19 protein-coding genes and 1 pseudogene are annotated in these 18,120 nt (G+C 46.1%); 11 read left to right on the top strand and 9 right to left on the bottom strand.

Annotated elements, in window-relative coordinates; genetic code table 11:
* The 5 genes from ACWPOD_RS02260 to ACWPOD_RS02280 all read left to right on the top strand — a co-directional run bounded on the left by ACWPOD_RS02260 (nt 1) and on the right by ACWPOD_RS02280 (nt 5,193).
* Nucleotides 1–1,068 (top strand): branched-chain amino acid ABC transporter permease, encoded by a 1,068-nt coding sequence (locus tag ACWPOD_RS02260; RefSeq protein ID WP_104973556.1) that lies wholly within the window; start codon nt 1–3, stop codon nt 1,066–1,068.
* A 45-nt stretch (nt 1,069–1,113) separates the two neighbouring features.
* On the top strand, nt 1,114–2,358 hold the full coding sequence (locus ACWPOD_RS02265) for an ABC transporter substrate-binding protein (RefSeq protein WP_006741059.1): 1,245 nt from the start codon (nt 1,114–1,116) through the stop codon (nt 2,356–2,358).
* Nucleotides 2,359–2,438: 80 nt separating this feature from the next.
* Nucleotides 2,439–3,260, top strand: coding sequence for an ABC transporter ATP-binding protein (locus tag ACWPOD_RS02270; RefSeq protein ID WP_005392594.1), 822 nt, complete (start codon nt 2,439–2,441; stop codon nt 3,258–3,260).
* A 9-nt stretch (nt 3,261–3,269) separates the two neighbouring features.
* Entirely contained in the window at nt 3,270–4,472 is a 1,203-nt protein-coding gene (locus ACWPOD_RS02275; RefSeq protein ID WP_456231511.1) for a phenylacetate--CoA ligase family protein, read from the top strand.
* A gap of 124 nt (nt 4,473–4,596) precedes the next feature.
* Entirely contained in the window at nt 4,597–5,193 is a 597-nt protein-coding gene (locus ACWPOD_RS02280) for a methyltransferase domain-containing protein (protein ID WP_456231512.1), read from the top strand.
* Here ACWPOD_RS02280 and ACWPOD_RS02285 read toward each other — a convergent pair.
* The 3 genes and pseudogenes from ACWPOD_RS02285 to ACWPOD_RS02295 all read right to left on the bottom strand — a co-directional run.
* Complete coding sequence (locus tag ACWPOD_RS02285) at nt 5,190–5,672, bottom strand: hypothetical protein (protein ID WP_456231513.1); 483 nt, start codon at nt 5,670–5,672, stop codon at nt 5,190–5,192. The two genes, ACWPOD_RS02280 and ACWPOD_RS02285, sit on opposite strands and share 4 nt — an antisense overlap.
* A 117-nt stretch (nt 5,673–5,789) precedes the next feature.
* Nucleotides 5,790–6,464 carry a c-type cytochrome gene (locus tag ACWPOD_RS02290; protein WP_253651040.1) on the bottom strand — a complete coding sequence of 225 codons (675 nt, stop codon included), beginning with the start codon at nt 6,462–6,464 and terminating at the stop codon, nt 5,790–5,792.
* A 43-nt stretch (nt 6,465–6,507) separates the two neighbouring features.
* Nucleotides 6,508–6,732: pseudogene (locus ACWPOD_RS02295) on the bottom strand (molybdopterin containing oxidoreductase); the annotation flags it as partial.
* Here ACWPOD_RS02295 and ACWPOD_RS02300 point away from each other — a divergent pair.
* Both ACWPOD_RS02300 and ACWPOD_RS02305 read left to right on the top strand, forming a co-directional pair.
* Nucleotides 6,717–7,007 carry a hypothetical protein gene (locus tag ACWPOD_RS02300; RefSeq protein ID WP_456231514.1) on the top strand — a complete coding sequence of 97 codons (291 nt, stop codon included), beginning with the start codon at nt 6,717–6,719 and terminating at the stop codon, nt 7,005–7,007. The pseudogene ACWPOD_RS02295 and the gene ACWPOD_RS02300 sit on opposite strands and share 16 nt — an antisense overlap.
* Nucleotides 7,008–7,157: 150 nt before the next feature.
* Nucleotides 7,158–9,071, top strand: coding sequence for a BCCT family transporter (locus ACWPOD_RS02305; protein ID WP_456231515.1), 1,914 nt, complete (start codon nt 7,158–7,160; stop codon nt 9,069–9,071).
* An 89-nt stretch (nt 9,072–9,160) separates the two neighbouring features.
* On the opposite strand, the gene ACWPOD_RS02310 is transcribed toward ACWPOD_RS02305, so the two are convergent.
* The 3 genes from ACWPOD_RS02310 to budA are packed head-to-tail and all read right to left on the bottom strand — an operon-like array spanning nt 9,161 to nt 12,434.
* Nucleotides 9,161–9,919 carry an SDR family NAD(P)-dependent oxidoreductase gene (locus ACWPOD_RS02310; RefSeq protein ID WP_005392589.1) on the bottom strand — a complete coding sequence of 253 codons (759 nt, stop codon included), beginning with the start codon at nt 9,917–9,919 and terminating at the stop codon, nt 9,161–9,163.
* Nucleotides 9,916–11,619 carry an acetolactate synthase AlsS gene (gene alsS / locus ACWPOD_RS02315; RefSeq protein ID WP_456231516.1) on the bottom strand — a complete coding sequence of 568 codons (1,704 nt, stop codon included), beginning with the start codon at nt 11,617–11,619 and terminating at the stop codon, nt 9,916–9,918. Before alsS ends, ACWPOD_RS02310 begins: the two co-directional genes overlap by 4 nt.
* 29 nt (nt 11,620–11,648) lie before the next feature.
* Nucleotides 11,649–12,434, bottom strand: coding sequence for an acetolactate decarboxylase (gene budA, locus ACWPOD_RS02320; protein ID WP_456231517.1), 786 nt, complete (start codon nt 12,432–12,434; stop codon nt 11,649–11,651).
* A 97-nt stretch (nt 12,435–12,531) separates the two neighbouring features.
* Here budA and ACWPOD_RS02325 point away from each other — a divergent pair, with 97 nt between their 5' ends.
* From ACWPOD_RS02325 to ACWPOD_RS02340, 4 genes are all read left to right on the top strand, one after another.
* Complete coding sequence (locus ACWPOD_RS02325; RefSeq protein WP_048624919.1) at nt 12,532–13,413, top strand: LysR family transcriptional regulator; 882 nt, start codon at nt 12,532–12,534, stop codon at nt 13,411–13,413.
* A 129-nt stretch (nt 13,414–13,542) separates the two neighbouring features.
* Nucleotides 13,543–14,199, top strand: a complete 657-nt coding sequence (gene hxpB, locus ACWPOD_RS02330) for a hexitol phosphatase HxpB (protein ID WP_456231518.1) — start codon at nt 13,543–13,545, stop codon at nt 14,197–14,199.
* A gap of 219 nt (nt 14,200–14,418) precedes the next feature.
* A complete protein-coding gene (locus ACWPOD_RS02335) occupies nt 14,419–14,487 on the top strand; it encodes a hypothetical protein (protein ID WP_318652618.1) in 69 nt (22 codons plus the stop codon).
* A 112-nt stretch (nt 14,488–14,599) separates the two neighbouring features.
* Nucleotides 14,600–15,355: a PhzF family phenazine biosynthesis protein gene (locus ACWPOD_RS02340; protein WP_456231519.1), complete on the top strand. Its 756-nt coding sequence runs from the start codon at nt 14,600–14,602 to the stop codon at nt 15,353–15,355.
* Between the two features lie 70 nt (nt 15,356–15,425).
* Here ACWPOD_RS02340 and ACWPOD_RS02345 read toward each other — a convergent pair whose 3' ends face one another.
* From ACWPOD_RS02345 to ACWPOD_RS02355, 3 genes are read right to left on the bottom strand one after another with little or no spacing between them, the layout of a single operon-like run.
* Nucleotides 15,426–15,554: a DUF2474 domain-containing protein gene (locus ACWPOD_RS02345; protein ID WP_150916826.1), complete on the bottom strand. Its 129-nt coding sequence runs from the start codon at nt 15,552–15,554 to the stop codon at nt 15,426–15,428.
* A gap of 20 nt (nt 15,555–15,574) precedes the next feature.
* On the bottom strand, nt 15,575–16,582 hold the full coding sequence (gene cydB, locus ACWPOD_RS02350; RefSeq protein WP_150916824.1) for a cytochrome d ubiquinol oxidase subunit II: 1,008 nt from the start codon (nt 16,580–16,582) through the stop codon (nt 15,575–15,577).
* A gap of 28 nt (nt 16,583–16,610) precedes the next feature.
* Nucleotides 16,611–17,975 carry a cytochrome ubiquinol oxidase subunit I gene (locus ACWPOD_RS02355; protein ID WP_045545446.1) on the bottom strand — a complete coding sequence of 455 codons (1,365 nt, stop codon included), beginning with the start codon at nt 17,973–17,975 and terminating at the stop codon, nt 16,611–16,613.
* Nucleotides 17,976–18,120 lie beyond the last annotated feature (145 nt).

Here is an 18,120-nt window from a genome sequence, read left to right on the forward strand (position 1 = left end):
ATGGCTCAACTTAGCATGCGCCCATGTGGGGATTTTCGAACCACATACAAAAGTGATACGCCAATTTTTGAAACCAAAACCATCAGAAGCCTTGCGATTGCAGGTGTCATCGCCATGCTGGCAGCACCGCTGGTCTTGGATATTTACTTCCTAAACCTGTTTATTCAGATTGCATACCTCGGTATCGCGGCATTGGGCTTAAACATTCTGGTTGGTTTTACCGGACAAATCTCGCTAGGTCACGGTGCGTTCTTTGGCTTTGGCGCCTTTGCATCGGCTTGGCTAAATAACCAGTTTAACATTCCAGTCGTGTTTGCGATTCCGCTCGCGGGTTACTTAACCATGATTGTAGGGATGCTGTTTGGTCTGCCAGCTGCCCGAATTAAAGGTTTATATCTAGCTATCGCAACGTTGGCGGCGCAGTTTATTTTAGAGGACTTCTTTGCTCGTGCAGACTGGTTCAGTGGCGGCTCATATGGTGCTGGTGCAAACCCTATCAATCTGTTTGGCTTTGAGTTTACGACCGACGAAAGTTTCTTCTACATCGCTCTATTTGCGCTGATCTTCATGTATATGTGGGCATCGAACTTGATCCGTTCTCGTGATGGTCGCGCGTTTGTCTCGGTACGAGATCACTATCTGTCGGCAGAAATCATGGGCATCAACCTAACTAAGTATCGTCTGCTCTCATTTGGTGTATGCGCATTCTATGCGGGCATCGGGGGCGCACTCTACGGACATTATCTAGGTTTTGTATCAGCAGAAGGTTTCACCATCATGATGTCTATCCAGTTTTTGGCAATGATCATCATTGGTGGCTTGGGTTCAGTCAAAGGCACATTGATGGGTACGATATTTATCGTATTGCTGCCTGAAGTTTTGGAGTTTGGCGTGACGGGGTTGGCTGAGTTTAGCAATAACACTTCGTTCATTGATGGCCTGGCTTACTTCAAAGAAATGGCGATTGGCTTGGTCATCATGCTGTTCCTCATTTTCGAACCTCAAGGGTTATCGCATCGCTGGCAACAGATTCGAGCATATTGGAAACACTATCCGTTCTCATATTAACGTGGAATTAAGTGGAATATACCTCAATAACAAGGACAACGAGTTATGAACAAAGGACATTTAGCGACAACGTTGGTGCTATCTTCGGCACTGTTTACTACCGCCACTTGGGCAAAAGACTCTGTATTTGTCGGGCAATTGGTCGACTTTTCTGGACCAACAGCCTACGTGAGTAAGCCTTATGGTTCTGGTGTGCGAGACGCATTACGATGGATCAACCAAAACGGTGGCATTAACGGTACTGAGCTCGAATTTGAAACGGTAGACATGGCGTATAAAGTGCCAGTAGCCATTTCCAACTACAAACGTTGGGTGGCGCGTAAAGACATGGTTGCGCTACAAGGTTGGGGCACGGCAGATACCGAAGCACTCATCTCGTTTGTGACCAAAGACAAAGTGCCAGTGTTCTCTGCCTCTTATTCAGGTCACTTAACGGACCCAACCGGCAAGAACCCAAAAACCGCGAAACCAGCGCCTTATAACTTCTTCTATGGTGCGTCGTACTCAGATGCGTGTCGTGCACTAGTGAAGTGGGCGAAAGAAGATTGGGAATCAAAGGGCAACCAAGGTGCGCCGAAATTTACCCATATTGGCGATAACCACCCATTCCCGAATGCGCCAAAAGAAGCGTGTGCAGAATATGCTGAAGAGCTTGGTTTTGAGGTACAAAACCCAGTCGTTGTGTCACTCAAACCGGGTGATTTCAAAGCACAATGTCTGTCACTCAAAGAGTCTGGCACCAACTACGGTTACATTGCCAATATCGGTAGCTCGGTAATCTCACTCGTGAAGTCTTGTAATACGGTTGGTACAGAGTTCCAGTACATGGCGAACATTTGGGGCGGTGACAAACCAGTACTTGAAGCGGCGGGCGATGGCCTTAAAGATTATGTTTTTCCTGGCATGACGGCGTTTTGGGGAGACGATAACGAAGGCATGAAACTGGTTCGTGAGATTTCTAAGCAGTCTGAATCAGAGCCTGGCGAGTTTAGAACTCACCACTACATTCGCGGCATTTGTTCTGCGTTCTACATGAAAGAAGCGATGGAGTGGGCGAAAGACAACGGTGGCATCACGGGTGAAAACATCAAGAAGGGCATGTATGTCCATGACAACTGGGTCCCACAAGGCTTAGAAGGTGTTTGTGTACCTGCGAACTGGAAACCGGAAGATCACCGTGGCACAACAACCGTGAACGTGTTTATGGGTAACAACAACGGCGGCGCAGTAGATATAAAGAAAGTGTCTCAAGTGACATTGTCACGTCGTGACGATTGGCTAGGTTACTAATCTACGACTTATTAATAACAAAGCTTACTGAAAATAAGGATGGGTGAGAGGACACTCTCACCCTAGCAAGGAGTAGCTTGATGGCTGAATTAGCAACGAATATCGAACCGGCAGAAATACTGCTTTCAGTGAACAACATTGAAGTCGTCTACGACGAAGTAATACTAGTACTTCGCGGTGTGAGCTTAGAAGTTCCAAAAGGGCAGATTGTGACCTTACTGGGCGCCAACGGTGCGGGTAAATCCACGACGTTAAAAGCTATTTCTGGTTTGTTGAAAACCGAAGATGGTGAAGTGACGCGCGGTGAAATCAACTTCATGGGCGAGCGCATAGACAACAAAAGCCCGGAAGAGATCGTCCGTTCGGGCATCTTCCAAGTTATGGAAGGGCGCCGAATTGTTGAAGACATGACGGTAATAGAAAATCTTCGCTTAGGGGCTTACACGCGTACGGACAACGAAGTCGAGCAAGACATCGAAATGGTGTTTGATTATTTCCCTCGCCTTAAAGAGCGCACCGGTCTAGCGGGTTATTTGTCAGGTGGTGAGCAGCAAATGCTAGCGATTGGTCGTGCACTGATGGCTCGTCCAAAAATGATCTTGTTGGATGAACCTTCGATGGGGCTTTCGCCGCTGTTGGTGAAGGAGGTGTTCAGCATTATTAACAAGATTAATAAAGATCAAGGCATTACCATGCTTTTGGTTGAGCAGAATGCCAACTTTGCCCTTCAAGCGGCCGATTACGGTTACATCATGGAATCAGGCAAAATCGTACTGGATGGCAGCAAGCACGAACTGCTAAACAATGAAGATGTGAAAGAGTTCTACCTTGGCGGCGGCGATGAAGATCGCAAGAGCTTCAAGAATCTGAAATCTTACAAACGTCGTAAGCGTTGGTTGTAAGGAGCGATGATGAACGAACTATTTGATGCGAAAGAATCGTTGTTTCCGCAGGCACGAGAAGAATCGTTGTTTCAACGTCTGCCAACGTTGATTGAAAATGCAAAAGCCAACAGCGAACATTATGCAGCGCATTTTTCTGAGTTAGATCCTACATTGGCGAATAATCGTGAAGGGCTTACCCAGTTTCCAATTACGCGCAAATTCAATATGCCAAACCAGCAGCAACTTAAACCGCCGTTTGGTGGTTTAAATAGTGTTGCGATTGGTCAGATGGCGCGTGTTTTTCAGTCTCCGGGGCCGTTGTATGAGGCACAAACGGATGAGGCGGATTTCTGGCGTATGGGGCGCGCGTTTCACGCAGCTGGGTTTTGTGCGGGCGATTTAGTGCATAACACGCTCTCTTACCATTTCTCGCCTGGCGGGTTTATTATGGATGGAGGCGCAAGAGCTTGTGGCTGTGCGGTATTTCCGGCGGGTGTCGGGAATACCGAAGCACAAGTTGAAGCAATTAAACAGCTGCAGCCAACGGGTTACACGGGCACGCCGTCTTATTTGCTGACGTTGCTACAAAAGTACCAAGAGAAATATGGTGAGTCGCCGAGTTTTACCAAAGCGCTGGTCTCTGGTGAAGCAGTCACTGCAGACATGCAACAGGCGTTTTCGGACAAAGGCATTGCAGTCTCTCAAGCCTACGCAAGTGCTGAGCTTGGTTTGATTGCTTATCAAGTTACAGGCGAGCAAGGCTTGGTGATTGCCGAAGATATTATCGTTGAAATCGTTAATCCTGATGGCATTCCTGTACAACCGGGAGAAGTCGGCGAAGTGGTCGTGACATCGCTCGATGAGAAGTTTCCGCTGATTCGCTACGCAACGGGAGATTTATCGGCATACCTAGAAAGGGGCTCGGATTCGCCACGCACGAATGCGCGAATTAAAGGCTGGATGGGGCGTGCGGACTCAGCGGTGAAAGTGAAAGGCCTGTTTGTTTATCCGCATCAGATCCAAGAAGTCTGTCGTCGCCACGATATTAAAGGCTCCTTGAAAATTGAGCGTGATGGCTTCAACGATACCATTACTTTCTGCTGTCATGATGTTCATGTATCAGCAGAGGACATTCAAGCGACACTTCAGTCTGTCACCAAACTGAAAGGCAATGTCCAGTTCGTGCCCAACCAGACCGAACAGCCGTTAATCAATGACTTACGCAGTTAATCCGTCATTGTAAACCGCAGTTATAAAAAGCTAACAACGTAAAAATCAAAGGCTAGGAGAGGGGATACCACATTGTGCTGCGTATCCCTTTCTTTTTGTGCCAGTACAGTCAGGAGGGCGATAAATGAAACAGGCACCGACCATCAATCAACAGTTTTGGGATAATTTGTTTACCCAAGGCACCATGCCGTGGGATGCCAAAACCACACCTCAAGAGCTAAAAGCTTACCTAGAAAACGCGCTTCATAGCGGTCAATCTGTATTTATCCCTGGCTGTGGTGCTGCTTATGAACTCAGCTCTTTTATTCAATATGGGCATGATGTGATCGCGATGGATTACAGCCAACAAGCAGTAAAAATGGCGCAATCGACGTTAGGCAAGCACAAAGATAAAGTCGTGCTGGGGGATGTATTTAACGCTGACTCTACGCACTCATTTGATGTGATTTACGAGCGTGCCTTTCTCGCTGCACTACCGAGAGACCAGTGGCCAGATTACTTTGCTATGGTGGATAAATTGCTGCCAAGAGACGGTTTGTTAATTGGTTATTTCGTTATAGATGATGATTACCACTCTCGCTTCCCTCCATTTTGTTTGCGAAGTGGGGAGTTGGAGGGTTATCTAGAACCGGAGTTTAAGCTTGTGGAATCCTCAGTGGTGGCAAACAGTGTTGAGGTTTTTAAAGGTAGAGAGCGCTGGATAGTGTGGCAGAAGTGTTAGTCGCTTTTAATCTTTTTGAAGAAGTATTCGCGGAAACTTTCTGGCTCTTTTTTAATCGCTGAAAAGTAAGTCACAAATGTATGATATTTGGTCGATGCCATGAGCCAGAGAGCGATAATAGGAAAAAGTACAAAACTAACAAAAAAAAATTTATGTTCATCTTCAAGAAGGAATAGGCCAAGAGCGTAAACAAGGAGCTGAAAGTAAATATTGATTAAGTTGATTTCTGCCGCTTTAGGTTTGCCTCTAACAATCATCATGTTTGGGATAACAAGCAGTAGAGTCATGAGCCCAGCAAAAGAAAAGTTTAGAGCCAAGAAAGCATCAGTTGTTAAGTGCTCAGACGACTGGTCAATCAATATTGCCAGCAACGTTACTGCCATGCCGCCTCCCATCATAATCAAGGTAATGACTGCCACGCCAACAAGAAAAACCCAAATAGAAAGGTAATGGTTGTCAAAAAACTCTTCTGCCTTCAATCTCTTAAACCTCATCGATACGTGCTGTGAAATAACAGAGGCTACTTCACTCTATTCTTGTAGAGGGGATGCTCACATAGAAAGAATACGTATGTAAAATATCAATAAGCGTTAGTTTTAAAGGCGGGAGTTACCCCCATAATAGGTCGAAAGGTATTTCAGAATGGCTTCGCGATCATCACCCGGCAGTTCATCCATCCCTTGCTCTTCAATCATCCAGTCTAAGGTTTCATCCCATCGTTGGCGGCTTAGTCCTTGTTGTGTGACCATGTGTAACGAATGACAGGCTGAGCAGATTGCCGCGACGAGCTCCATATTCTCTCCCGGCCTTAATATCCCATCACCTGGCGATTTAACCTCCAATCCTGATGATGTCATATTCCAATTGGGTGGTGTCGGGTTTTTCGTTGCAAGCCATGCAATGATAGCCGCGCGCGCACCGGGATCTGTTACGCTAGGGAAGATCATGTTGGTCCCTGGCGCGAAGTCATTCGGAGCGGATAAAAATGCGTCCAACTTTTCTGCGTCCGATTTTCCTTGATGTTGTCTAATTCCGTTGCTGTAATTGAAGCCCTCAAAACTGGCGATATTGCGCTCTGCTAGCCCCCATAAGGGCGGGCCAACCACCGTTACGCCATTCGGCTCAAACTGATAGCAAGCTTTACAAACCATGGCTTGCTGCTCGCCTGCTGCAATCAACTCGTCGTTACTCGCAAGGACAGGGTCGCTCAACAAAGCCAAAAGGGTGAAAGCGAGCGGGAGTACCCGCTCTGATGGTTGTTTTGTTCTCACCTTGTTATGTCCCCTAAGTTCTCACTATTCTGCTACTGACTCTTTAGCTTCGTACAATCAATGCGATGCGGTGGAAAGTGTTGTTGAGGTAAGCTTTCGGATTCCATGCGATGGTAAAAGGCTGGCTGACACCTTGATCGTCAGTTGCTTTCGCCCACACTTCGTAGTAACCCGCTTGAGGGCACTTCACCTTAGCATTGAACGTTTGCCAAGCACCGTCATTGGTAGGAGCTGCGAGGTCGGCATCCATCCATGTTGCGCCAAAATCAATCCTTTCTCGCTGCACTACCGAGAGACCAGTGGCCAGATTACTTTGCTATGGTGGATAAATTGCTGCCAAGAGACGGTTTGTTAATTGGTTATTTCGTTATAGATGATGATTACCATTCTCGCTTCCCTCCATTTTGTTTGCGAAGTGGGGAGTTGGAGGGTTATCTAGAACCGACGTTTAAGCTTGTGGAATCCTCAGAGGTGGCAAACAGTGTTGAGGTTTTTAAAGGTAGAGAGCGCTGGATGGTGTGGCAGAAAAGCTGCGGTATTTAAACGCTATGGCATCAAATAATGAATACAAAATCAGCGTCAAATAATGCATATTTTAAAGACAATTATTCTTGTGGTAACGATAAGTGTTGTGAATTGGCGAAGTTGTGAGAAATGTAGATCATGTCCTTTAAAAACATAAGGATATATAATATGGACAAATCATTTTCTCTCATCGATAAGCCTACCTTCTTAGGCTCACTCTTTCTTTTACTCAGCGTCGTTATACCTTTAATTTTATTTCCCACACAAGGTGCGGATTGGATAGCTTCGGCCAAATTTTTCATGACCGATAAGCTTGGTGTGTTATACCTCGCACTGGGTATCGCAGCAATGTGTTTTATGATTTACACCGTGTTCAGCGATCTTGGCCAAATCAAACTTGGTGAAGCCGACGAGCAACCAGAATTTGGTAACGCCTCATGGGCTGCAATGCTATTTTGTGGAGGTATTGGCGCAAGTATTCTGTATTGGGGGTGTATCGAGTGGGCATACTACTATCAATCACCACCATTTCAGTTGGAAGCAGGCAGTGAAGAAGCCATTCGCTGGGCCGCGACTTATGGTCTGTTTCACTGGGGACCGATCGCTTGGTCAATTTACCTTATTCCTGCTCTGCCTATCGCTTACTTCTTTTATGTACGCAAACAACCTGTTTTGAAAATCTCTAGTGCGTTAATGCCTGTATTAGGAGAAAAGCGCGCAAACGGTGGTATTGGCAAGTTTATTGATGTGCTGTTTATTTTTGGTATGTTGGGTGGCGCGGCGACTACGCTTGGCTTAGCAGCGCCTCTTATCAACGGTGGTCTACATCATATCTTCGGTCTTCCAAACAATACCTTCAGCCAAGTGGCTGTATTACTTCTCTGTACTGCGATTTTTGGTTACTCCGCGTATGCAGGGCTTGAGAAGGGGATAAAATTCCTTAGTAACATTAACTTCTGGGGTGCAATGGGCTTGTTACTCTTTGTACTTGCCGTTGGGCCAACCGTGTTCATGTTAGAAACGGGCTTAGACTCTATTGGTCGTATGTTGTCTAACTTCTTTGTTATGGCAACCTGGGCGGAGCCGTTTGGTGGTTATGGTGAGTTTACAGATACACACTTCCCGCAAGACTGGACTATTTTCTACTGGGCATGGTGGTTGGTCTTTGCTCCTTGCATGGGATTGTTTGTTGCGCGTATCTCGCGTGGAAGAACGATCAAACAGATGGTCGTAGGTTCGATATTTTACGGTTCTTTAGGCTGTTTCTTATTCTTCATTGTTTTAGGTAACTACGGTTTATCGTTGCAATTGACGGGTGAGCTTGATGTCATCGCAATCCTCAACGAATCGGGCGCACCGGCGGCTATTTTTGCAACGTTAGACACACTACCGTTAGGGGCAATCGTTATTGGTGTTTTTACACTGTTGTGTATCATTTTTACGGCGACGTCGTTTGACTCTATCTCGTACATTCTTGCGTCTGTGGTTCAAAATGATGTGACGGAAGAACCGATGCGCTGGAACCGTTTGTTCTGGGCGTTTACTTTGTCTTTTCTGCCAACCGTCCTAATGTTCATGGGAGGTTTATCGACATTACAAACCGCTGCGATCGTGGGCGGTTTACCGTTGTTAGTTATCTCGGTGATGTTGATGGTGTCCTTTGTTCGCGCGGCGAGTCTAGATATTAAACATCAAGCAGAATACGAAGAGCCAACCATTAACATTGAAGAACTGCCGGAAATTGACCCTTGGTCAACAGAGGGAATGGCTTTGGCGAAATTTGAGCGCTTTAAAGACTTAGCTCAACAGGCGGCTGAAGAAGAGCGCGAAGCAATGGCGGCCCTGATGAGCATGCGTAAGAGAATTCGCGCATTTGCCTTAGAGCACTGCTGTGAATCTGGGTTTTCGGACCATCATTTACCAGAAGAGATGCAAACAGAGCTACAGCAACTAACCGAAGCGCTTGAGTTGGCTCAACAGAAGAAGCAAGAACTGTCTGAACAAGCCCAAGAATCTCGAATGGAGTTTAATCATGTGTTATTAGGTGGCGCGTCGGCAGGTTTAGCAACGTCGCAGGCTTAAGAACAGACACACAAGAGCCGAGTACAAACTCGGCTCTTTTTTATGTGGATATCTTACAGTTAAAGATTCTGCTCAGTCAGTGTTAATGCTTATACTATTTTAGGTTGACCATCTGATGCGGTGGCACCGCCGTCTACAGGTAGGTTTACGCCATTAATGAAAGATGCGTCATCACTTGCCAAGAAAGTCACGACAGACGCAATTTCTTCAGGTTCGGCTGCTCGGCCGAGCGCAATGCGCTCATTGAATTTATCGCGGATTTCCTGCGGCCAGCCGTTCGTCATGTTGGTTTTTACTAAGCTTGGGCATACGGCGTTAATTCTTACACCCTCCGCACCATGGTCCAATGCCATCGCTCTAGTCAGGTTGACCACAGCGCCTTTACTCGCGCAATAGAATGCGGCACCCCAGTCACCACCCAAACCAGAAACGGACGCGGTATTCACCATACAACCTTTCGTTTTTAAGAGTTCAGGTAACGCAAACTTCGCGCAATAAACGACGCCGTCAATGTTTACACCAGAGATCTTCTTCCAGTCTTCCACACTACCTTCAATCACTGAACCAGGGACATGTACGCCGGCATTGTTTACTAAAATATCCAGTTTACCGAAACGGGTAACAACATCAGAAATCAGTGCTGCGACTTTGTCTGGATCAGAAACATCAATGGAATGCGCAGACACGCGCTGTTTATCAAAGCCCTCAACGGCGTTTGCCAACTGCTCTTCATTCCAATCGGCAAGAGCGACGTTTGCGCCTTCTTCATACAGACGTTTTGCGATGGCCAAACCAATACCATTGGCAGAACCAGTGACGAGTGCGACTTTATTTTTTAATCCTCTCATGCGATTTCTCCTTCGAAACTTACAAAAACGGGATCTTGATTTTTCTCTGTGCGCGGCAACATCAGTTTGTCGTTGTCGCTGTAATCTACGGGGATAGCCACCACTGCTGGTCCTTCAACGTCCATGGCTCTATTCAATGTCGGTAGCAATTCGTGTTGACTAGTCACTGCGAAGCCTTTCGCGCCAAATGATTCGGCGTACGCCTTGAAATCAATTGGTCCAAATTTCACACCAGAGCAGCGCTGATATTTGTTGATCTCTTGCATTTCTACCATGTTGTAGGCGTTATCAACCCACACAATATGGACGATATTGCAGTTCAGTCTAACCGCGGTTTCTAACTCCATGCTCGATTGCATAAAACCGCCGTCTCCCGATATCGATACCACTTTACTACCAGGTTTTAGTAGGCTGGCACCAATGGCCCATGGCAGTGCAACGCCCATCGTTTGTTGGCCGTTAGACACCAGCATTTGGCGAGCTCGAAAACAACTTAAGTAACGAGCGATCCAGATGTGGAAGCTCCCCATATCAAGACATAGCGTGGTATCTGGTGTGATGATAGATTGCATAGCTTTTATTAACGCCAGTGGATGAAACCCTTGCTTGTTATAGACATTGGGATAGGTCTTGATCACTTGCCGTTGCAGTGCTACCTCTTCCAGTACCGAAAGTGCCGTTGGGGAAAGGCGAGCATATTCAGAGATATAGCTGCCCATTTTGTCTAATGACTGCGCAATGTTTCCGACGATTTCAACACAAGGTTGATAATTAAGTTGGTATTCTGCTGGTTCAATATCGAGGTGAATCACTGGTTTGCGGTGGCTGTTCCAAAGCTCAGGGTCATACTCTATTGGGCTAAAGCCGATGGTGAGAATTAAATCGGCGTCCCGCAGTAAAACATCGCCAGGTTGGTTATTAAACAAACCGACACGCCCAGCAAAGTGATGATAGTAATTGATGTCTACCGTGCCGGCGGCTTGGTAAGTGCCGACAACGGGTAGCTGCGTATTTTGAAGAAATCGGGCGATAGCAGCAGCGTTTTTACTGCGGCTCGCGTGAAGGCCAAGTAAAACCACACAGCGCTTTGCTTTACTGATTCGACTGACCGCTTCTTCGATTGCTGCGATGTCTGCGCAACCAGGCTGTGTGTAAGGCGAGGGGACAATAATGTCCGTTTGGGTTTGCTCGGATAAAACATCTTGGGGGAGACTCAAAAAGCAAGCCCCAGGACGACCTGACTCTGCGATACGAAATGCGTTCGCCATGATCTCGCTTGCGGCGTCCACATGCTGCACTTCGGCACTGAACTTGGTTATAGAGCGAAAAATACTGACGGTATCCATGCTCTGGTGTGTTTGTTTTTGCTGGTCAGTTCGTTTCACAGCGCCACCGATAGCAATCAGCGGATCGCCTTCGGAGTTTGCTGTTGCCACCCCTGTAACTAGGTTTCCACAGCCTGGACCTGACGTAACCATTGTGACGCCTGCTTTGCCGGTTAGTCTTCCCATAACGCCCGCCATAAACGCGCCGTTAGCCTCGTGACGTACCGGAATCATTTGGATGTTAGTGTCTTCAATCGCATCGAACAGTCGATCGATTTTTGCACCGGGAATACCGAAAATGTACTTAATGCCGAGAGACTCTAGCTGTTGAGCGATCAACTGAGCTCCATTTTTATTTGAAGGTTTGGATTGCATTTGTTGTCCTTATTATTTGCCTGACTTTGTTACTTTTCCGCCTTTTCTATGGTGGTATTTATATCTTCCGGAGCCAAATTGGCGTTGAGGAAGTCTGTCGATACTGGGGTATCAATCACTAGCCGTGAGACTTTGCCAATCTGGAGAAATCCTGACGAAATGCTGTAATCCTGGATATGACCACCTCCTTGGCGGTCATCGGTAATAAAATGTTCGTGATAGCCGGGTACATTGATGCCAGTCGTATATTTAGGACTGCGAAAGCCGGCGACCACGCCTTGCTTATGCGTGAAGCGGAATGTCGGTTGTTCTTTGACCACTTCAAGCATTGGCCGATAAGGGCGTGTTTGTTTAGGTACGGTGCGAGTACGAACTGAATCGAAAACGCCATCAATGCGCACTGCGCAAAATAGGTTGTCACTTGGAACCATGTCGTCTATGAGGCTATGGACTTCATGACGTGACATGCGCGATGTTAGTGGCAGCTCGATATCAGGCTTAAAAAAAGTCATGACAGCAAAGGGCGTTTTTTGCGCCAGATCTGCCGGGTTTGCGGAGCCATCCGACTTGAGTTGAAAAACTTCCTTATCAAACGCAATCAACTCACCATCCAATTCATTGAACGTACCTAAACCAAAATCACCATGTTTCAGGAGTTCTTCTATGGTTGTTGAGCCTTCGTAAACACCAGCGATCAAAGCACTCATTAACGAAGTCTGATAAATCTCACCATCTCCGGTAACGTGATGGTATTCAGAAAATTCTTTCGCTACTTCAAGCGAACAAGCACATAGAGGGTTATAAAATCCACGCATGAGTAAGACCAGTTATGCAATGAAGAGTATATTTAGATTGACTTCTACAAGGTGCTAAATCCAATATAAAAAAGATTTATTTTGATATGGAAAATATATGGAATTTCGCTACCTGAAGTATTTTGTCGCGGTCGCCGAGACTCGTCACTTTACCCGAGCCGCTGAACAGTTAGGGATTGCGCAACCTCCTTTAAGTCAACAAATCAAAAAGTTAGAGCACGAGCTTGGTGTGGACCTATTTAAGCGCTTGTCTAGAGGGGTAGAACTGACCCATGCTGGGCAAGTCTTCTATACGGATGCGGTAAATATTCTTGCTGATGTGGAACGCGCTAAAGCAAAAGCCCGACAGATTGCCCGTGGTGAAAATACGCAGGTTAAAATCGGGTTCGCAACGTCAACATCAACCTGCATTAAGGTATTAGAGAGGGTGGGGCGTATTCAAGAGAATGGGGTTCATTTACAGGCGGCGGAACTGTCAATGCCAGAGCTTGCCGCTCAGTTAAAAAGCAAACAACTTGATCTCGCAATCATGCGGCTACCCTGTTACGCCAGTGAGCCTTTTGAGCACAAGGTGTTGTTTAACGACCCTTTTGTCGCGGTGATTCCGGCGGGGCACGAACTGGCAAAATATCCCTGTATCCAGATGAAACAGTTGAGAGGCCATAAAATTTTACTGTTTCCACGAGAGACTGGACCTGCATTGTTTGATGGCATGAGCACACTTTTTGCCGACGCAGGAGTAAGGCTCGAACCACAGTTCGCAGCACCGCAACTTCGTACGACGATTGCCATGGCGCAGGCAGGGCTAGGTATTGCTCTCGTTCCGCGCTCACTGGCTGAACATCTCGATGATTCCGCGACAGTCGCCGAGATTGATGATATCCCCCTAACCAGTCGTGTTGTCGTTGCTTGGGAGGCGTCTAATCTCAATAAGCTGGCGTTAAAAGTAGTCACGAACATCAGTCATGTTGAGGCTTAAAGATGAGTTATCGAACTGGCTCTGATAGCCCCAGGCAAATGTGATACTCTCCCTCGCTATATGCAAAGCTATGCTTTGGTTGAATAGACAAACCTTACTCAACGAATAGAACTTACTGAGGATGTGCCAATGATATACGCTGCGGTCTTTGATATGGACGGGTTGCTGATTGATTCAGAACCTTTGTGGAAGGAAGCTGAAAAGCAGGTGTTTTCATCAGTTGGCGTCCAAGTGACCGAAGTATTATCAAAGCAGACTGCAACGATGACGACAGGTGAAGTAACAAGGTTTTGGTATGAACGTAATCCTTGGCAAGAAAAGAGCCTAGAGGAAGTAGAGAATGCTGTTGTGGATAAAGTGGAGGCATTAATAATTGAAAAAGGATGCGAATTAGAGGGTGTTACAGAAACACTCAAATTGCTTAAGGAAAAAGGATTTAAGATAGGGCTGTCTACTAATTCACCTTATCAACTCATTCCCACCATTTTGAACAAACTCGGTATTGCCAGTTACTTTGACGCGATATCATCGTCAGACGATGTAGAAAAGTGCAAGCCAGAGCCAGATGTCTACCTTTCAACAATCAATAAACTAGGTGTAGATTCAAGTAACTGTATTGCCTTTGAAGACTCTTATTCGGGTATGCTTGCGGCAACACGAGCAAACATAAAAACAGTCGTGATACCTCAACCTGATAAGTTCTACCAAGAGTTTAATGAAGCCAGTCTAAAGCTGCGAAAGCTATCAGAGTTTAATGAAAGCCATTTAGTGGATTTAATAGGATAAAGCTATTCATTACGATTGGTAATATTTATGACAGATGTCATACCATATGGAGAACTTTGATGAGATATTAGTTGCTTATGTGTAGGAGTGGTGAGGGATAAAATGAAGCTTAATGTCGTTGCATATTTGATCAAAGAAGGCTACGAAGAGGCCGATATAATCACCCCTAAGAAACAAGAAGAAAGGTGAAGTGCACTTGCCATTTTTTCAAAAGTAAACCTGCGTCATCACAGTAGACGGTTGCAAAACATGGGTTTTACGGTTGAACTAGCCAAGATAGATGCATAAAAAGACTAACAAAGCATTTAAGAGGGACTCCCGAGGCTTGTCATTTTTTGGTTTCGGGTTAATGATAGCGTTGTTCACAACTTAGTGCAGCGTTAAACCGCAAGGATGATGGATGATTAAAGCGCAAGTATATGATGTATTTTGTGATGAATTGGCTCAAGGTAACCCTTGTGGTGTTGTCGAACTAAATCACTGGCTGAGTGATTCTGAGTTACTTCAAATCACTCATCAGGTCGCTCAACCTGTCACATCATTTGTGGTTCAGTCTGGCAGTGACTACCACATTCGCTGGTTTAGCCTAGCAGGAGAGAGCAACCTATGCGGACACGGAAGTTTGGGCGCAGGCGCTGCAATCATTTCCAACTATCATCAGAATGAGGTCATTCTAAAAAGCCAGTATGGTCATATTACCGTTACGGAACTGGGTGGAATGTACAGGATCGTGATGCCAAGTTGGCAAGCTAAGCCTCATGCCATCCCCTTGGATATTTCAGGCTTTTCCAATCGCCCTGTAGATGCTTTTACAACGCGTGATTTGGTTGTTGTTCTCGAGTCCGAAGATGATGTTGCTCACTATAAACCTAACTTTGATGAGCTGGTTAAAATTGATGAGTTTCATGCAGTCATCGTGACGGCTCAAAGCTCTGATAGTGGCTATGTGCTGCGTTACTTTGCACCTAAAATCGGTATTTCAGAAGATCTTGCCACAGGCTCAGCTCAGTGCTCATTAGCGCCTTATTGGTTTGAAAAGCTGGGCAAAGAAAAATTGACGGCTCGTCAGCTATCTCATGCTGGTGGTTATTTTGAAGTGGCTCGTGGTTCAGAATCTACTATCGTATTGTCTGCACACGTAAAAAGTCGGACTTGAATGTAAACGCCTCTAGCTCCTAACGCAAGAGCTAGAGGTCCCCATTTTTTATTGACTTAAAAGTGCCGAGCTAAGATTTTAATCCTGCAGCGGTCATCATGACGCGAAATAACATAGACACTAACCCTAATGCAGCGACGCTAGCGATCCAAATTCCAACCATCCACGCCCATTGGCGACACCAATTTTTGATTTTCATACTCACTCCTCATTAATTCGTTAATGGTACGCTTCGCCTTCTTTTACTTTTCCGGAGAAGACGTAGTAACTCCAAAAGGTGTAAGCCAGAATTATCGGGATGATGATCACCGCTCCAACGAGCATAAAGCGCTGACTGCTTGCAGGAGCCGCTGCTTCCCATATTGATATGCTAGGAGGAATGATATTTGGCCAGATACTGATGCCAAGCCCAGCGAACCCGAGAATCACGATCACCAATGCCATCACGAAAGGGCTGCGCTCTTTACGCTTTTTAACGGAGTCAGCAATCTTCAAACATACCAGTCCAGTAATGACAGGTACGGGCAGTAAGTAGAACAAATTCGGCAGAGAAAACCATCTTTCCGCAATGGCAGGGTAAGCAAGTGGGGTCCAAGCGCTCACAATGACTAATGCGGAGATCATCGCCAGTAGTGTTTTGTTAGTGAAGCGATACATCGTGTTTTGCAGTTCACCTTCCGTCTTCATGATGAGCCATGTGCTACCAAGTAGCGCGTACGTTGCGACTAAACCCAAACCACAAAAGATAGGAAAAGGGGTGAACCAGTCTAGTTGGCTACCTACGAAAACGCGGTTTTCCACCGCAAAGCCTTGAATTACCGCGCCAACAACGATGCCTTGGAAAAACGTGGTTAAAATCGAGCCGACCATAAAAGAGCGATCCCAGAACTTTAAGTGGTTTTCCAATGCTTTAAAGCGAAACTCAAACGCGACGCCACGAAAGATCAAAGCAATCAACATCAACGTCAAAGGGATGGTTAGCGCTTCAATAATTACCGCGTAAGCCATCGGAAAAGCGCCAAATAGAGATGCGCCTCCAAGCACAATCCAAGTTTCGTTGCCGTCCCAAACTGGCGCGACACTGTTGACCATGACGTCTTTTTGTTTTTCATCCTTGATGAAGGGCATCAGTATTCCAATCCCCAAATCGAAGCCGTCCATGATGATGTACATCAAAGTGGCAAAAACGATGATCGCGAACCAAATCACAGATAAATCAAAATGCATATTTTCTACCTTCACTTTGTGACAAATTCTAGATGCGGCCTGAAACGGTCGTCATGTCGTGCTCATCGTGTTCGATTGCATCGGGGCCTTTCTTGATTTGGTGGATCATGTAGTAATAACCAAAACCAAATACCAAGCTGTATACAACAAGGAAACACAGCAGGCTGATGCTCATTTGTAGGTCTCCGTGTGCAGAAACCGCATCACGCGTTTTTTGTACGCCATACACGACCCAAGGTTGCCGACCAACCTCTGTCGTAAACCAGCCAGCGAGTATTGCGATAAGACCAGATGGCCCCATAAACAATGAAAACTTGAGGAACCAACGCGAGGTATAAAGCGTGTTCTTTTTTCGTAACCACATGCTGTAGAAGCTTTGAAAAATCATCAGAAGTCCTAGTCCGACCATGATTCGAAATGACCAAAAGACGATAGGTGAGTTCGGTCGTTCCTCTTTCGGGAAGTCTTTCAGCGCCGGGATTGGCTCAGTTAAACTGTGGCGTAGGATCAAACTTCCTAGAACAGGAATTTCTAAGGCATAGTCTGTGCGTTCTTGTTCCATGTTTGGCATGCCGAACAATATCAATGGGGTTGGTTTGCCATCGCTGTTATCCCAATGTCCTTCGATGGCAGCGATTTTGGCGGGCTGGTGTTTGAGAGTGTTTAACCCGTGTACATCGCCAATCACGGCTTGGAGTGGCGCAAGGAACACTAAGATCCCGAGCGACATCGAAAACATCGTTTTTACCGCAGTCGATTGATTGTCTCTCAATAAATGCCAAGCGGCTGACGCGCCTACAAAGAGTGCGGAACTAACGAAAGCCGCGACGCTCATGTGCGCCAAACGATAAGGAAATGAAGGATTGAAAACGATAGCAAACCAGTCGGTTGGCACCACACGTCCGTCGACAATTTCATAGCCTTGTGGCGTTTGCATCCAACTGTTGGAGGCGAGAATCCAGAACGTCGAAATGATCGTGCCTAACGCCACCATCGAGGTTGCAAAAAAGTGCAGCTTTTCGCCGACGCGACGCCAACCAAATAGCATCACGCCAAGAAATCCAGCTTCGAGAAAGAAAGCCGTTAACACTTCATAAGTCAGTAATGGGCCAGTGATAGAACCAGCGAAGTCGGAGAAACCACTCCAGTTGGTGCCGAATTGATAGGCCATGACAAGGCCAGATACAACGCCCATCCCAAAGTTAACCGCAAAAATTTTCGACCAGAAGTGATAGAGCTTTTGGTAATCGGGATTACGTGTTTTTAGCCATAAGCCTTCCAGCACGGCGAGATAGGTGGCTAGACCTATGGTGATAGCGGGGAAAATAATATGAAAGGATACCGTAAAGGCGAACTGTATCCGTGCAAGCATAAATGCGTCGAGGCCAAACATTAAACTTCCTTTGATCTTTTAAGTTTTATGAGAGAGCTATTTTAAAAGGAGCGGAATGAGGGAAGTAGGTACAGACAGTGACTATAAACCTATAACAGATTAAATATTGAAGTGTTATTATTTTGAATTCAGCTTTATGGAGGGG

It is taken from the genome of Vibrio sp. JZG120 (assembly GCF_053890955.1).

Excerpts from the sequence above, each read along its gene's own strand:
- ACWPOD_RS02260 (WP_104973556.1), top strand. The coding sequence starts at position 1 with ATGGCTCAACTTAGCATGCGCCCATGTGGGGATTTTCGAACCACATAC.
- ACWPOD_RS02265 (WP_006741059.1), top strand. The coding sequence starts at position 1,114 with ATGAACAAAGGACATTTAGCGACAACGTTGGTGCTATCTTCGGCACTG.
- ACWPOD_RS02270 (WP_005392594.1), top strand. The coding sequence starts at position 2,439 with ATGGCTGAATTAGCAACGAATATCGAACCGGCAGAAATACTGCTTTCA.
- ACWPOD_RS02275 (WP_456231511.1), top strand. The coding sequence starts at position 3,270 with ATGAACGAACTATTTGATGCGAAAGAATCGTTGTTTCCGCAGGCACGA.
- ACWPOD_RS02280 (WP_456231512.1), top strand. The coding sequence starts at position 4,597 with ATGAAACAGGCACCGACCATCAATCAACAGTTTTGGGATAATTTGTTT.
- ACWPOD_RS02300 (WP_456231514.1), top strand. The coding sequence starts at position 6,717 with ATGTTGCGCCAAAATCAATCCTTTCTCGCTGCACTACCGAGAGACCAG.
- ACWPOD_RS02305 (WP_456231515.1), top strand. The coding sequence starts at position 7,158 with ATGGACAAATCATTTTCTCTCATCGATAAGCCTACCTTCTTAGGCTCA.
- ACWPOD_RS02310 (WP_005392589.1), bottom strand. The coding sequence starts at position 9,919 with ATGAGAGGATTAAAAAATAAAGTCGCACTCGTCACTGGTTCTGCCAAT.
- alsS (WP_456231516.1), bottom strand. The coding sequence starts at position 11,619 with ATGCAATCCAAACCTTCAAATAAAAATGGAGCTCAGTTGATCGCTCAA.
- budA (WP_456231517.1), bottom strand. The coding sequence starts at position 12,434 with ATGCGTGGATTTTATAACCCTCTATGTGCTTGTTCGCTTGAAGTAGCG.
- ACWPOD_RS02325 (WP_048624919.1), top strand. The coding sequence starts at position 12,532 with ATGGAATTTCGCTACCTGAAGTATTTTGTCGCGGTCGCCGAGACTCGT.
- hxpB (WP_456231518.1), top strand. The coding sequence starts at position 13,543 with ATGATATACGCTGCGGTCTTTGATATGGACGGGTTGCTGATTGATTCA.
- ACWPOD_RS02340 (WP_456231519.1), top strand. The coding sequence starts at position 14,600 with ATGATTAAAGCGCAAGTATATGATGTATTTTGTGATGAATTGGCTCAA.
- ACWPOD_RS02345 (WP_150916826.1), bottom strand. The coding sequence starts at position 15,554 with ATGAAAATCAAAAATTGGTGTCGCCAATGGGCGTGGATGGTTGGAATT.
- cydB (WP_150916824.1), bottom strand. The coding sequence starts at position 16,582 with ATGCATTTTGATTTATCTGTGATTTGGTTCGCGATCATCGTTTTTGCC.
- ACWPOD_RS02355 (WP_045545446.1), bottom strand. The coding sequence starts at position 17,975 with ATGTTTGGCCTCGACGCATTTATGCTTGCACGGATACAGTTCGCCTTT.